Below are 15,485 nucleotides of genomic sequence, written 5' to 3'. Positions count from 1 at the left end.
ATTTTGTGTATTTAATTAGTCATGCACGCCTCCTTCCGTAAGAATAAAACCATCATCAACTTTAATCAGGCGCGCATCAACTACTTTTGCCAGTTTTTGTAAAAATTGTTCCACCGTTTCGCCCGGCTTTACCCGACCGTAAAACAGCCTGTTTTTTACTGATCCGGCAAGCTGGATATGAGCATTGAAATTCCTGCTCACATCATTTACTACGTCTTCTACCCTTACATTTCTGTATTCATAAAGTCCGTCCCGCCTTGCAGTGATAAGCTGCGTGTCCGGCAGTTTTTTTACCGTCATGAGCCAGCTTGCCTTATCGTAAATAATCATCTGACCAGGAACTACAAACTTTTGGGCACCCGCGGTTGAAAAGGCTACCTTTCCTGTTAAAAGAGACAGTGTGATATGGCGATTTGCCTTATAGGCCGTAATGTTGAAAGAGGTACCCAGCACACGGGTTGTTGTTGTGCCTGTGTGTACAATAAAGGGATGTGCCTTATCTTTTGCGATATCAAAAAAAGCTTCGCCTTCAAATTCGATATCACGCGTGGCTGCTTTGAACAGCTTGCGAAAAGTGAGATGGCTTTCTGAACTTAACCATATAAGTGAACCATCAGCCAAAAGAATCTTTTTGTGTTCTCCTCTTTTAGTAACAACGGTTACCATCTCTCCGGCATTGGATGGCTTTTGATATTTCCAGAGTTGCGCTATCCCGTAAAATATGCCGATCAACAAAATGGAGGCCGCGGCCAGCTTATACATCAGCGGCGCTATAAGCCGTTTAACCGGAGTATTTACCTGTTTATATTTGCTTTGGATAGCCTCGAATATTCTCTTTTTGGCATCCTCCTCTTCAGCTTCATCCTGGTAAGGCCATAAAAGTCCTTGCTCATTGGTCTGGTTATACCAACTATCTAATTTTTCTTCCTCAAATTTCGTGGCTGTGCCGTCAAGGTGTTTCCTGATTAAATTGACCACGTCTTTCTCTTCCATATTCAGTGCATTTGAACAGGGAGTACGTTAACTGAGGCTTAACACCAGGTTAAAAACAAAATAAATTACAAAAAATGTGATTTTGTAATTGAAAACACTTTAGTTATTTAGTCAATTCTTTAAAATGGATATAATAAAACTAAAACTATGTGGTAAAAGTTGAGCTATTTAATGTTGGAAAGGAATTTAACGATAGTAACTATCATTAAAAATTCTTTTAAGTGAATTTTTAGCGTATTCAAAGCTTTTAGGATATGGTATTCTACGGTTCTTTCAGAAATTCCCATCAATTCGGCTATTTGTTTGGTTGAGAGACCCATTTCTCTGCTATAGCCATACGCCATCCGGCATTTCTCGGGTAATTTATTGATCACGTCATTTAAATACTCGTTAAGAAACTTAGCGTGTACAATTTCATCCGGTAATTCGCCTTTTGCATTTTTGGTGACAGCATTGAAAATTTCGATCCGGCGATTTCTGCTGTAAATGTATTTATAGATGGCAAACTTAACTGCGCTGTTCAGGTAGGCGCTTAGTGTCAGTATTTTAAGAGAATCCTTTCTGTTCAAAAGACTAAGGAACACTTCCTGGGTAATTTCTTCTGCCAAAAACTTGTCCTTAGTGTGCGTGTAAGCCAACGCGACTAAGCGCTTCCAGTACCTGTTGTAAATTTCAGCAAAAGCCTGGTCATCCCCACTTATCCAGGATTGAAGTATTTGATCATCGGCAAGTTCTTTATACAATGGCATGAACTTCTATTGAGCTGAATTGTTGAGGAAAAATATCCATTTTTTTAGAATAGTTGTTATGAATGAAGAATATGCTTCCCTGCAATGTTAAATCGGGAACCCGAAAGATCATTTTAATTTGCCCGGTCATCTTAAATTTCAGAAAAACAATTTGCCTTATATTGTTTGATACGGGTATTCCGGGTATATGCAACAACGTCTTAAAAATGATTAATCCAAATATATTGATAATGTTCTTATTTGTGGAATTAATATAATTAGATGCATTTTGCCAGTAAAAACTTTAACAAACAAATCGAAATCTTATTATTATTCTATTGATGCTGAATGCAGGCATGTTTTGTTATTTTTAGATGGCGTACGTAGGCTTACCATATTGTGATTTTGTTTTGTACTCATCTTGCGTGATGAATGTAATCTTTCGTCGCTCCAAAATGAACGAGTTTTGATAGTTTTTAAAATGGTATAGCCTGATTGTTTGAAAATGAAGCCATCTTAATAATTCCCTGTCTCAATAATTGCTTTTTTTAACCTGTAATAAGTTTTGCTCCCGGTTAGCCGGAGGTAAAGCCAAATGGCAAGGAGGCCGATGTTAACAGCACCCATGATGGCCCTTTATTTTTTATTTTTGGTAGTTCGATGATAAGCTTATAACTGTCAATGGCTTGAATAAGATCTGCCGATTTTTTCAACAGTACTCCGTTTTAGCTTTGTTTTTTTGGTACTTTTGTTATCCGCTTTAAGATATTAGTGTACCAGATTTTTTTGCCATGCCCGATTTTTCACATTTACACGTACATACGCAATTTTCGCTGTTGGATGGCGCCGCCGATATATCCAAACTTTACAAAAAAGCTGCCGCCGATGGTATGAAGGCCCTGGCCATTACCGACCACGGCAACATGTTTGGCGTGTTTAAATTTGTGGCCGAAGCCGGCAAGCATAATGTAAAGCCCATAGTAGGCTGCGAATTTTATGTGGTTGACGACAGGCACAAAAAGCAGTTTACCAAAGAGAAAAAAGATGTAAGGCGCCACCAGCTGTTCCTGGCCAAAAATGCAGAGGGCTATAAAAACCTGATTAAATTATGCTCCCTGGGGTATATGGAGGGGCTATACAGCAAATGGCCGCGTATTGATAAGGAATTAATTTTAAAATACCATAAAGGTTTAATTGCTACCAGTTGCTGTATAGGCGCATCGGTGCCGCAGGCCATTTTAAAGGCAACGGAAGAAGAAGCTGAAACCGAATTTAAATGGTGGCTGGATCTGTTTGGCGAAGATTATTACATTGAGCTGCAACGCCACGAAATACCCGAGCAAACCATCATCAACAATACCTTGTTGAAGTATGCCAAAAAGTACAACGTTAAAACCATCTGCTCCAATGATTCGCACTATGTAGATCAGCAGGACTCTAACGCGCACGATATTTTACTTTGCGTAAATACCGGCGATATGCAAAGTACGCCCATAGCTACCGACGAGGAAGGTGGCAAAGGTTACCGCTTCGGTTTCCCTAACGATCAGTTCTACTTTAAGACCCAGGCCGAAATGGGGCAGTTGTTTCATGACATCCCCGAATCATTAGATAATACCAACGAAATTGTTGATAAGGTAGATGTGTTGAAGCTGAAGCGCGACATTATGTTGCCCAACTTCCCTATTCCGCCCGAATTTGCAATCCACACCGGCCCCGAAAGCGATACCCTTAACCAATGGGAGTATTTAAAGCACTTAACTTTTACGGGGGCCAAAGAAAGATATATCGATATATCCCTCGAAACCGAAGAACGCATCAATTTCGAGCTCTTCACCATCCGCACCATGGGTTTTGCGGGGTACTTTTTAATTGTAGCCGACTTTATTAAGCATGGTCGTGATATTGGCGTGTTTATTGGCCCCGGCCGGGGTTCGGCGGCAGGTTCGGTAGTGGCTTATTGTACCGGGATCACCAATATCGATCCGATGAAGTACAATTTGCTGTTTGAGCGTTTCCTCAACCCGGATCGTAAATCGATGCCCGATATTGATACGGATTTTGATGATGAGGGCAGGCAGAAAGTAATTGATTATGTAGTTGAAAAATACGGCAAAAACCAGGTAGCGCAAATTATCACTTATGGCTCCATGGCTGCCCGTACCAGTATACAGGATGTGGGCCGGGTACTGGATATGCCGCTCTCCGAAGTTAACTTAATGAAAAAGCTGGTGCCCGATACCCTGGGTATCACCTTGAAAGACGCCATAGAACAGGTGCCGGAATTGAAGGCTATATTGGAAGGTAACGATCTGCGGTCGCAGGTTTTGCGTGCTGCCGAAAAGCTCGAAGGCTCGGTACGTAACACCGGTGTGCATGCTGCGGGGATCATCATCGCGCCGGATGATTTAACCAACATTGTGCCGGTAGCCGTAGCCAAAGACTCCGACCTGCTGGTTACCCAATACGATGGGCGGGTGATTGAAGACGCGGGTGTTATTAAGATGGACTTTTTGGGCCTTAAAACCCTTACCATTATTAAGGGTGCCCTGCGGATGATCAAACAAAACCACGGGCGCGAGATTGATATTGATTACATAGACCTGGACGACCAGAAAACTTATGAGCTTTATCAGCGCGGCGATACCAACGGTACCTTCCAGTTTGAAAGCGATGGGATGCAGATGTATCTGCGCGACCTGAAGCCCGATAAGTTTGAGGATTTAATTGCCATGAACGCGCTTTACCGCCCGGGCCCGATAGAGTATATCCCCAACTTTATTAAGCGTAAGCACGGGCTGGAACCCATTACATACGATTTGCCCGACATGGAGGAGTACCTGGCCGAAACCTATGGTATTACCGTGTACCAGGAGCAGGTGATGCTTTTATCGCAAAAACTGGCCGGCTTTAGTAAAGGCGATGCCGACGTGTTGCGTAAGGCCATGGGTAAAAAGCAAATTGAGATTTTGAACAAGATGGAGGCCCAGTTTGTATCGGGTGCTACAGCCAAAGGGCACCCCAAGGATAAGCTGACCAAAATATGGAACGACTGGAAGGCCTTCGCTCAATACGCCTTTAACAAATCGCACTCTACCTGTTATGCGCTGGTGGCTTATCAAACAGCTTATCTTAAAGCGCATTATCCGTCGGAATATATGGCCTCGGTATTGAATAACCAGAATAACATGGAGAAGATCTCTTTCTTTATGGAAGAGTGCCGCCGCATGGGTACACTGGTTTTAGGGCCGGATGTAAACGAATCGTCGGTATTGTTTACCGCTACCGGCAATGGTAACATCCGTTTCGGTCTTTCGGGGATTAAGGGTGTTGGCGATAAGGCGGTGGAAAGTATTATAGAAGAACGCGATAAAAACGGCGCCTTTACATCCGTTTATGAGTTTGCCCAGCGATCGAACACAAAGGCCGTAAACCGTAAATCATACGAAAACATGGTTTACAGCGGTGCCTTTGATAGTTTTGGCTTTAAGCGCGCCCAGTTTTTTGCCAAAACAGAGAATGGTGTTTTGAGCGGTATAGAAAGGCTCACCAAATATGCCAACGATTACCAGAATACACAGAACAGTTCGCAGTCGTCATTATTCGGCGGTTCGGTAGCTTCTTATATCCCGGAGCCTACCATGCCCGAGGCCGAGGAATTTCCGTTGATTGAAAAGCTGAAATACGAGAAGGAAGTAATTGGTATTTATTTAACCGGCCACCCTTTAGATAATTACAAAATTGAGCTGGAGCGTTTTTGCAAGCATACCGTGGCCGATTTAAAGCTGATTCAACGGATGAAGAATAAGGAAGGCGGCGAGGAAACCGAAATAGCCTTCAATAACCTGCGCAGAACTGCTTCCGAACTCAGCATCGGCGGTTTACTATCCAGCGTGCAGCATAAAACCACCAAAACTGGCAAGCCATTCGGCACCTTTGTTTTTGAAGACTATTTTGATTCGTACGAATTTGCCCTTTTCGGGGATGACTATGTTAAATTCCGTAACCTGATGGTTGACGGCTATTTTCTGCATATCAAAGGGAATGTGGAAGAGAAATTTCGCCAGGAAGGCAACTGGGATCTGCGTATTACCCAGATGAGCCTGCTTTCGGAGATGCGCGATAAGTTTACCAAATCGCTCACGGTGATATTGAACCTGGCCGACCTGAATACGGAGATGCTGAACAACCTGCAGGAACTGGTCACGGTGAACAACCAGAAGTACCCGGTAAAGAACTGTACCCTGCGCTTTAAAATTCAGGACAGGGACGAAGCCTTGCTGGTTGATATGCCCTCCAAAACGTTTAAGGTTAACCCGAGCGACGATTTGCTGGAAGAGATTAAGACCTTGACCAAGTTGGTTCCGGTGTTGAATTAGCGCACCCTGAATCCTGACACCTTTAAATTTGACAACTTTTAAAAAGTTGTCAAATTTTTTTGGAACGTTCAATTTTTAATTATGAAGGTTGTGATAAAATGGATGATTACCCTCGCCTATTTTTTTATAGTGACGATTGTACTGGCGGGCAAACGATCTGATACGCTGGATAGCCATATAGCCAAAGCTAAAATTGACGGTAAACGGTATAAGGCGTTTTTAAGCGATGATTTGTCGATAGTAATAACCAATTCGAGAGGCTTGAACATCTTGACTTTAAAAGAGACCGACTTGTTTATAAAGTACGAAGGTTTTGAAAGTTTTAAATTTGTTGACTTTAATAACGATGGCTATAAGGATCTTCTAATCAGATATTTGTCTAATGTTCCCGAACGGCTCGATTTGATATTGTATGATAAGAAAAGTCACGGATTTAAGCTTGTAAAAAATTTTCCGGATTTTCCATGTCCGGTAAATTTGCCCGGAACAAACATGTATTATTCCTACCATAGAAACGGCTGTGCTGACTTGGATTGGGTCAGTGATCTGTTTAGGATTGTAAATTATAAGATTGTCAAACTGGGTACTATTTACGGAAGGGGGTGTGGGGATTATAAGATTAACGAGGGTGGGGTTTTTGTTTATAAGTTTAAGGGAAAAGGTAAAGCGCTGGTCAAAAGATTTCCGATACAGGTTATAAATACTTTCAAGAATACAAAATGGGGTTTTATCAATCGATATTGGAAACATCATTATGCAGTGTTCCTTTCTTAACACCTTTAACTTTGACAACTTTTAAAAAGTTGTCAAAGTTTGAAAAGCCATCAAATAAAGAGAGTCTGTTGGCGTTTAGTCTGCTCAATTATCAACTATGATATTCGGGTTTTGCGATAATTGTGTAACCCTATTAAGGCAATTACCGGTGTTGCTGCTACTGTTAGGGTAATTCCTAAAACAAAAAAGCCACCAGCCGGAACACCACAGTGGATGCCTTTATTGCTTAGCATTTGCATAATCATGGCAGTGCCAAATGCAGTAGAAACAAAACCTAAAACTGTGGCGAGCAGCGCAATTATACCTATAGAAATATTGATTCTATTTCTTATCCTTAATGATGAAAGATAAATTTGAAGTGCTGGTGATGCCAGAGGTAATAATAAACATAGTATTGCCATCTCAATTGATTTGGGATTTATACCCTATTGTATAAAAAGTAACCCGTTAAAGTTCATCTATCTATCATCCCAAATCAATATTCTACCTTGCTGGTCTACAAAATGTCACTTTGTCATAAAGTATTTGCGGCAAGCTATTTGATTAGTATATATTTGTTGAACAAAATTTTAAAAAAAATATCATGGCTTTAGAAATCACCGATGCAAACTTTGAAGAGTTAGTGTTAAAATCAGATAAACCAGTACTTGTTGACTTTTGGGCTGAATGGTGTGGCCCTTGTAGAATGGTTGGTCCGGTAGTAGAAGAAATTGCTAAGGAGTATGATGGACAGGCAGTTGTAGGTAAAGTGAACGTGGATAACAATCCAGGTATATCTATGAAGTTTGGTATCCGTAATATCCCCGCATTATTATACTTTAAAAATGGCGAAATTGTTGATAAACAAATTGGCGCTGTTCCAAAATCTGTTTTAGCAGACAAATTGAAGAAACAATTAGCATAAGCGCCATCAGCGCAAAAGCGTAATAAATATATTTAAGGCGTTCCGGTTAATTACCGGGACGCTTTTTTGTTATCAAAGCGTTCGCATCTTAGTATCCGGTTTTATTTCATTGGCAAATATTGCAGGGCTAATAACGCAATAAAAAAGCTCATTTGATTTTATTGGCGAAAATGGAGACCTGCTGACAAGGGGGCACCTACGGAGCCAAAACTTCTTCTTTTTGTTCGCTATAAACAGGAAGCTCCTACCGGAGCTCTTTACCGGTTTTTTTACTCCAGTGGGAGTAGCCTGTTTATAGGAAAGATTGTGTGTCTTGTCCTGTTTTGGCTCCGTAGGTGCCTCCTCTTACATGTTTAATGCGTTTGCCTTGTTTAATATTGTAATTAGCCCCACCTTAACTAATATATTGCTAATTTAGTGATGTTATAAAAGGGATTTTAACCATGCCGCAACTAAGCACCAACCGCGAGGTACAACATTTAGCTAACCTGGAGTTATTGGCCCGGCAGGTGGTAGAAGGTTTTATTACCGGCTTGCACCAAAGTCCTTTCCACGGTTTTTCAGTGGAGTTTGCAGAGCATCGTTTATACAATAATGGCGAATCAGTCAAAAATATTGACTGGAAACTAATGGCCCGTACCGACAGGTTGTATGTAAAGCAGTTTGAGGAAGAAACCAACCTGCGTAGCTTTTTGCTGCTCGATACCTCGTCATCCATGAATTATCCCGATAAGGGAATCAGTAAAATGCAGTTTTCGGTATATGCCATCGCTTCCCTGATGTATCTTTTTAAAAAGCAGCGTGATGCATTCGGCCTCTGCTTTTTTTCTGACAAGGTGGATTGGCTGAGCAGGGCAAGATCAACATCCAACCATTTGTTTTATTTGTTTGCCGAGCTGGAGAAGATGTATAACCATCCCCGGCACAATAATCAAACTGATATTGCTGCGGTATTGCACCATATTGCTGAGGATGTGCATCAGCGATCAATGGTGATCCTGTTTAGCGATATGCTTGAAAACGGTATGGACGCAAAAAAATCGGACGCTTTGTTTTCGGCCCTGCTGCATTTAAAGCATAACAAGCACGAGATCATTATATTTAACGTGGCCGATCATCAAAAGGAACTGGCTTTTGATTTTACAAATCAGCCCCATCATTTTATAGACCTTGAAACCGGCGAGGAACTCAGGGTGCATCCTAACGAAATTAGGGTCGGTTATCTCAATTCTTTAAATACTTGGCGCACGGAGTTGAAACTAAAATGCGCTCAATATCACATCGACCTTATTGACGCCAATATCCACGAGGGTTTTGATCAGGTACTGCGATCCTATTTAATTAAGCGCAATAAAATTGCTTAGCCTTGAGCTGCAAGCGGCGTTTAGTAAAACTGAAATTTCTGCAATCAAATCCAAATAACTTTTGTTACAACATTGAATTATAATAAACTCTATGAGATTAGCCATTGAACGTACTTCTGTAAAAGTAAATCCCGACCCTAAAAGAGTAATAGCCCGTTTTTTTTATAACGGCGAGGTAAGAGCCAAAGAGGTAATACAGAAGGTGATGGAACTAAGCGAAAGCCAGGTGTTCGACATCATTTCGCCCATATTACAGGAATACTCCAAGCGCCACAGGAATATCACCAAGGTTTTACAAAGGCATTGTAATAAGCTTAAGGACATATTTGACCAGTTAAAGATCGATCAGGATGGCGTTTCAAACTACCGGAAGTTGCTGATTGGTTCATATTTTACACACGAATATTCTATCGAGTCAGCCGCATTTTTTAATCCGTCGATGATTGAGGATCCGGATCAGAGCGAGCTCGAAGAGGGCGAAAAAAGAATGATCATCAGTTTCAGGGCAGTAGGCGAGGGGCACATTTCTTCTATCGCTTTCCGTAGAGCGTTGATAGATAAAGACAACAATATTGAAGTAATAGGTGCTGGAAATTATATTGACGAGGCCGAGATTATCCGTAATGCGGTTTATAACAAGCAACTGTTTTTTGAAAAGGCAGCCATCACCCAGATCAATGTATCGGTATTGAATGAGATTGAGGAAAAGCTTGAAGACCGGTTTGAATACTCGAGCTTGCGCCGAATCATTCTCGATTCGCAGAAACTGGAGATGGACGATTTAAAGAAGCTGGAATTTGACAAAATGCTTTGGCTGGCCGACTCTTATTACGAAATTGTTTTCTCGCTGGATACCGATATATCCGACAGGGTGATCTTCCCGATATCCGAGTTTGAACGTAAGGGAATTGAGGATGCGCGTTTTGTTAGATTTTTACAAGACGATGGTTCTTATACTTACTTTGCTACCTATACCGCTTATGATGGCTCGTTAATTATGCCCAAGCTGTTGGAGACCACTGATTTTATTGATTTTAAGGTACGTCCCCTTTATGGTGCAGGTGCTCAGAATAAAAATCTCGCATTGTTTCCGCGCAAAATAAACGGTAAATATGTAATGATGTCGCGGATTGACGGCTGGAATAATTACATTATGTATTCGGATAAAATTAACGTTTGGGAGAAGCCCATCCGCTTGCAGGAGCCTAAGTTTTCGTGGGAGTTTGTGCAGATTGGCAATTGTGGCTCGCCCATTGAAACTGAAGATGGATGGCTGGTTATTACACATGGCGTGGGTGCTATGCGGCGTTATGTTTTAGGAGTAAGCTTATTGAAACTGGATGACCCATCGGTAATTATCGGACGGTTGAACGAGCCGCTTTTAATACCGAACAAAGATGAGCGCGAAGGTTACGTACCTAATGTTTTATACTCCTGCGGTTCCATTATCCATAACGGAAAACTGGTAGTTCCTTACGGCCTTTCGGATTATTCGTCGTCGTTCGCGCTGATTGATCTGAAGGATTTGTTGGCCAAGCTAAAAACTGAATCGTAATAAAATTGATGGCTGGAGTTGCTTATGGTTACTCCGGCCATCAATTGTAGATTCCAGTAGCTAACCGTGCAATAGGAATAGTGGTTGAGATGATTTAATCGGTAAAATTTACAATATTTCTGATGGTTTGGTCGAGTTCCTTGGTCGAAATTTCCATCATCTTTAATTCTTCGCAGCTGGCCTGGTAGTCATTCAGTTTAAATAGTTCCATAAATCCTAAGATCGAGGCAACCGGCCTTCGCAGTTCGTGCGATTGGATATGTGCGATTTTTTTCAGCGAATCATTCTGGCTGATAATTTGTTGCTCATGCAATTTTCGCTCAGTAATGTCGTAGGCGTTAAATGATATCCCAATAATTTCGTTGTCCTCGTTATATCCCGGATCAAAAGTGATGTGCCACCATATCGTTTCGTTTGGATAGGCTATTTCCCTTTCGTAGCTAATGGGAGTGCCCTCGAGGGCCATTTTGCATTCATCAACAAAATGGTTAAGCCCCATTCCCGATAATACCTGGTTTACTTTTATCCCGGTATGTAACTTAATCTGGTAGATCCGCTCAATAAAGTCGGACATGTTTTTATTAAAAGTAATCACTCCCAGGTCTTTTCCTATCAGCAAGTGGCATGAACCACCGCTTTCAAAAAAAGAACGTAATTTAACTTCGGCATCCCTGGCTTGTATGTATTGCTTTTTCAAAATGTATAAGCTAAACTCGAACTCCATAATTTGCACTATGCGTTTACTTAATATTTTAAGCAGGTGTTTTTGAGCCTCGCTTAAACGCTTTGGAAGAGTATCCATAACACACAGGCTGCCCAGCTTATGCCCGTCGTGTGTGGTTAAGGGGATGCCGGCGTAAAAACGGATATAGGGTTTACCTGTAACATAGGCATTATTCGCAAATCGATGATCAAACAGCACGTCGGAGACGATGACTAATTGGTCGTGTTTATCAAGGTGCATGCAGAAGGTGTCTATTTCCATCTCCTGCTTTATCACAGCTTCGGTTTTAAACTTAAAGTAAGGTACACCTTTGTCTATCAGGGTTATGAGCGCTATAGGGGTTTCGCAAAGCTCTGATGCTAATTCCACTATTTCCTGTAGATTTTTATCCTTGTCAATTTCCAGGTTCAAAAATCGGTGAACGGCTTGTAACCGGTCGAGCTCTCCATTTGGCATAATGCAGACTTGGGTGTTTATTTTGATGGTTGATTAGTATGCATCAGGGTAAATGTAAGCTAAAAATCTGCAAAGTTTAAAGTTGCTTGCAAAAATATCATTCCAAATGCCAAAAATCCAGTACTCGTATAGTAAAAATTTATTTCTTAATACTTAATTGGGTAAATGGTAAAGCAAAAATGTTGCTAATTATAATGGGGTAGATGCTCTGCGGAAATGTCATAGGCGTGATTGTAGTTCCTACGGCAAACACAGGAAGAAGATCGCTGCCTCTAACACCTAATAAGCTCTTGTCATTGTAAAAAAACCAACCGAAGCATATAATTTACATGGGGTAAGTAACTCTTTGTTAAATACTATAAAACTTTACAGCATAAATCTTCTTAGTATTGCAATGCTATTTTTGTAATGGCAACCATAATTTACTGGCATGTGGTTAACTTGCCTTAATTTGTTTGTAATTAGTGATGACTTTTATACCTGATTTATAAATGTTTAATATATTTAAAAAAAAGCCGGTAGTTAATGATATTGCCTGGATTGGCGTTGATATTCATTCTCATTTAATTCCCGGAGTTGATGATGGCTCTCCGGATGTTGAAACATCGGTTGAGCATATAGTTGCCCTGCATGCCTTGGGCTACAAAAAATTCATTTGTACTCCGCATATTTTTAAAGAAATTCATCCCAATAGCCAGGGTACTATTCTTCCGGCACTAAAGAATTTAAAAGATGCTTTGGCGATAAAGAATATCGACGTGCAGGTTGAGGCCGCAGCCGAATATATGATAGATCCAGACTTCGATATTTTATTAAAAAACGAAGACTTTTTGTGTTTGCCAGGTAAGCATATCCTTATTGAGATGTCGTATCTTACCGAAAGCCACAATATAGAAAAATATATATTTGATCTGGTTATGAAAGGGTATATCCCTATTCTTGCTCATCCCGAACGGTATATATACTACCATAGCAATTTTGAAAGATACAGAAGATTTGCTGAAATGGGTTGTTTATTGCAATTGAATTTATTATCAGTAGCAGGGTATTATGGTAAGGAAATAAAAATTGCCGGTATGAAGCTTTTAAAAGAGAATATGATTACTTTTTTAGGAACGGACTTTCATAATAAACGACATTTGGAAACTCTGCAACATTTTATTGGGAGTGGTAAGGCCTATGAGTTGTTAGGGAAATATCCGTTTAAAAATGAGCAGGTATTCGGTAATAGTTAGGCACAATTACTATTTTAAGCAAAGCTTAAAATAGCTTAAAAACTCCGTTCTGTTTTTTGGATCCACTCGGCCAATCCGCTGATCTGTTGTGCGTTTTCCCTGGCCCATTTGGCATTGTCAATTTTGGTATCGGTTAATACAACAGTATGGGTTAGGGCTGGCATATATGGGCTTTGTGCCAGTTTATAAAAGTAGTCGGCAAAAAACAGATCGAAAAAGTTTTTGCTGGTTTTCTTTTGAGATAACTCGCCGGATAAACTGAACATACTTTTTAACTCATATTCCATCAAATCCAGGCCTGTTAACTTTTTTGATTGACCGGACAGCGTCACCATCGAGATTCCTAAATTAAGGGTACTTGTTTCTTTATCATCTTTAGGCGAAAGCGCGATGGTTGTTTTGCCATTATTATCTTTCAATACTCCCCCTTGTATAATATGCTGAATATTACCGTAGGCCTCTGCCGCGCGCGGACCGGTAGGCTCTAACAATAAAAAGCTGCAAAAGCCCAACAATGCATTTGCTCTTTTATTTTGGTGAAAAGTAACCAGGGCATACAGGCGCTGGCTGCTGGCATTTTTAGGGTTGTGCTTAATAGCCTCTATAGCGCTGCTTTCCGCTTCGGCATACTGTTGGTTCCTGAAGTAGGCAATTCCTAAATTGAAATAAATCTGAGGGTAGTCTGGGTTAATTTTAATGCCTGTTTTGTAGGTGTCAATAGCTTTTTGATGTTGGTTATCTTCGTCGTAAATATTGGCCAAAAGGCAATAGGCCGCAACGTTTAACGATGCATTGTTAGATTGAACCGCTTTTTCTAAATGCGGAATGGCATCTTTTGTTTTTTTTAATGCGTAAAGCGAGAAAGCCATTTCGTAATTGGCATATCCGTTTTGAGGTTCCGTTTTTAACACCTCGTTAAATTGAGCAATAGCGTCGGCATATTTCCCCTGGTTATGCAAATCTACTCCCTGCTTAATTAAGTCGTTGGCGGTATTGTTGTTTTGGGCGATAACTTGAAAATGAAAACAACAAAGTACAGTTATAACAAACAGGATTTGACGCAGGTTTTTCATGCTTAAAGCTACAAAAAAAGTAATTGAGGTTTAATATCATCAAGTAATTTTACGAATCCTGCTCCCTTATTTTGTTATCCACCGTTTTTTAAATAGCAAAAAACTGCTTTTAAAGATGCTCTGCTAAATTTGCTTAACTGAAGGGTTCGTTCAGGTTTAGTTATTCTTGCAGCGCAGTTATTCCATTTGTAACAAGTTTCATCAATTGTTTAAAAAATTACTTAGCCTTATAAATTTAAAAGTGTAAATTCATTCTTTAATAGGTGCAGAGCAGCACTAATAAAGATATAAATTTGCCGACTGCATAACCTGTTTTCTGTTTGCAACGTATACTTCGGTTATGAAAAATAGTGATATTGATTATTTATCGATGCCGCAAAACAGACTATAATTACAAAAAATTGAAGCATTTATGAATGAGTTACAAGAATTGGTTTTAGGAATAGACATTGGCGGATCGCATATTACAGCCGGTTTGGTAGATATGAACACCCAACAGGTTTTAAAACAGACCTATTTTAGAACGCTCGTTAATTCATTTGGTACCGCGGAAGAAATTCTCGACTCCTGGACGGTGATCATTAATAAGGTTTTTAACACCGTGAATGTTTCAGAAAAAAAAATCGGTATTGCCGTGCCGGGCCCTTTTGACTATGAGGCTGGCATATCCTACATAGGGGGGAACAAAAAGTACGACTCGCTTTATGGGTTAAACATTAAAAAATTACTGGCGCAGAAGTTGAACATTCCCGAAGAAAATATTTTGTTTATGAACGATGCTGCCAGTTTTTTACAAGGAGAGATATTTGCCGGTGTCGCCGTTAATCAGCGTAATGTAATTGGGTTAACTTTTGGTACAGGCCTGGGTACCGCTACTTGCCAGGATGGCGTAGTTGCGGATGCAGGCTTGTGGAACTCGCCCCTGTTTGATGGTATTGCCGAAGATTACATATCAACCAGGTGGTTTTTGAAATACTATTTTGAAAAAACCGATATCAATGTGATTGATGTAAAGGCGCTCGACGGTATTGCCGCAACTTCGGCCGTGGCGAGGGCCGTTTTCAGAAAGTTTGGTGATAATGTGTCGGTTTTTCTAAAGGCCTTTATCGAAAGGGAAAATCCCGAAATGATTGTTTTGGGAGGAAATATATCAAAGGCATATGCCAGGTTTTTACCTCACCTTACTAATAATTTAAAAAAGCAGGGTATTAATATTCCAATCCGTGTTACTAAGCTTGGAGAACTTGCTCCTTTACTGGGGGCGGCCAGCTGCTGGGCAAAAGCGGTAACCGCCTGATTT

General features: G+C 40.6%; 12 protein-coding genes. 7 read left to right on the top strand and 5 right to left on the bottom strand.

Features of this window, described 5'->3' with window-relative positions; translation table 11 throughout:
• Positions 1–15: 15 nt before the first annotated feature.
• Positions 16–993: a FecR family protein gene (locus MUCPA_RS08090; RefSeq protein WP_008505668.1), complete on the bottom strand. Its 978-nt coding sequence runs from the start codon at positions 991–993 to the stop codon at positions 16–18.
• A gap of 164 nt (positions 994–1,157) precedes the next feature.
• Entirely contained in the window at positions 1,158–1,742 is a 585-nt protein-coding gene (locus MUCPA_RS08085) for an RNA polymerase sigma factor (RefSeq protein ID WP_008505667.1), read from the bottom strand.
• Positions 1,743–2,512: 770 nt separating this feature from the next.
• On the opposite strand from MUCPA_RS08085, the gene dnaE reads away from it, so the two are divergent.
• Positions 2,513–6,100 (top strand): DNA polymerase III subunit alpha, encoded by a 3,588-nt coding sequence (gene dnaE / locus MUCPA_RS08080; RefSeq protein ID WP_008505664.1) that lies wholly within the window; start codon positions 2,513–2,515, stop codon positions 6,098–6,100.
• An 81-nt stretch (positions 6,101–6,181) separates the two neighbouring features.
• Positions 6,182–6,874 (top strand): XAC2610-related protein, encoded by a 693-nt coding sequence (locus MUCPA_RS08075; protein ID WP_008505663.1) that lies wholly within the window; start codon positions 6,182–6,184, stop codon positions 6,872–6,874.
• 95 nt (positions 6,875–6,969) lie between these two features.
• Here MUCPA_RS08075 and MUCPA_RS37620 read toward each other — a convergent pair whose 3' ends face one another.
• A complete protein-coding gene (locus MUCPA_RS37620) occupies positions 6,970–7,275 on the bottom strand; it encodes a hypothetical protein (RefSeq protein WP_008505662.1) in 306 nt (101 codons plus the stop codon).
• A gap of 182 nt (positions 7,276–7,457) precedes the next feature.
• Between MUCPA_RS37620 and trxA the strand changes: the two genes are divergently transcribed.
• From trxA to MUCPA_RS08060, 3 genes are all read left to right on the top strand, one after another.
• Complete coding sequence (gene trxA, locus MUCPA_RS08070) at positions 7,458–7,778, top strand: thioredoxin (RefSeq protein WP_008505661.1); 321 nt, start codon at positions 7,458–7,460, stop codon at positions 7,776–7,778.
• Between the two features lie 443 nt (positions 7,779–8,221).
• Positions 8,222–9,142, top strand: a complete 921-nt coding sequence (locus tag MUCPA_RS08065; RefSeq protein ID WP_008505660.1) for a DUF58 domain-containing protein — start codon at positions 8,222–8,224, stop codon at positions 9,140–9,142.
• A 91-nt stretch (positions 9,143–9,233) separates the two neighbouring features.
• A complete protein-coding gene (locus MUCPA_RS08060; RefSeq protein WP_008505659.1) occupies positions 9,234–10,697 on the top strand; it encodes a glycoside hydrolase family 130 protein in 1,464 nt (487 codons plus the stop codon).
• Between the two features lie 94 nt (positions 10,698–10,791).
• Here MUCPA_RS08060 and MUCPA_RS08055 read toward each other — a convergent pair whose 3' ends face one another.
• The gene (locus MUCPA_RS08055) at positions 10,792–11,877 is read right to left on the bottom strand and encodes a GAF domain-containing protein (protein WP_008505658.1); all 1,086 of its coding nucleotides are present in this window, start codon (positions 11,875–11,877) and stop codon (positions 10,792–10,794) included.
• 491 nt (positions 11,878–12,368) lie between these two features.
• On the opposite strand from MUCPA_RS08055, the gene MUCPA_RS08050 reads away from it, so the two are divergent.
• Positions 12,369–13,112, top strand: coding sequence for a tyrosine-protein phosphatase (locus tag MUCPA_RS08050; RefSeq protein WP_008505655.1), 744 nt, complete (start codon positions 12,369–12,371; stop codon positions 13,110–13,112).
• A gap of 35 nt (positions 13,113–13,147) precedes the next feature.
• On the opposite strand, the gene MUCPA_RS08045 is transcribed toward MUCPA_RS08050, so the two are convergent.
• A complete protein-coding gene (locus MUCPA_RS08045; RefSeq protein WP_008505654.1) occupies positions 13,148–14,185 on the bottom strand; it encodes a tetratricopeptide repeat protein in 1,038 nt (345 codons plus the stop codon).
• A 412-nt stretch (positions 14,186–14,597) separates the two neighbouring features.
• On the opposite strand from MUCPA_RS08045, the gene MUCPA_RS08040 reads away from it, so the two are divergent.
• Positions 14,598–15,482 (top strand): ROK family protein, encoded by an 885-nt coding sequence (locus MUCPA_RS08040; protein WP_008505653.1) that lies wholly within the window; start codon positions 14,598–14,600, stop codon positions 15,480–15,482.
• Positions 15,483–15,485 lie beyond the last annotated feature (3 nt).

The organism is Mucilaginibacter paludis DSM 18603, assembly GCF_000166195.2.
In the GTDB taxonomy this organism is placed as follows: Bacteria; Bacteroidota; Bacteroidia; order Sphingobacteriales; family Sphingobacteriaceae; genus Mucilaginibacter; species Mucilaginibacter paludis.
The sequence above is the reverse complement of the archived record's forward strand: the minus strand, read 5'-3'. Positions and strand labels throughout refer to the sequence as shown.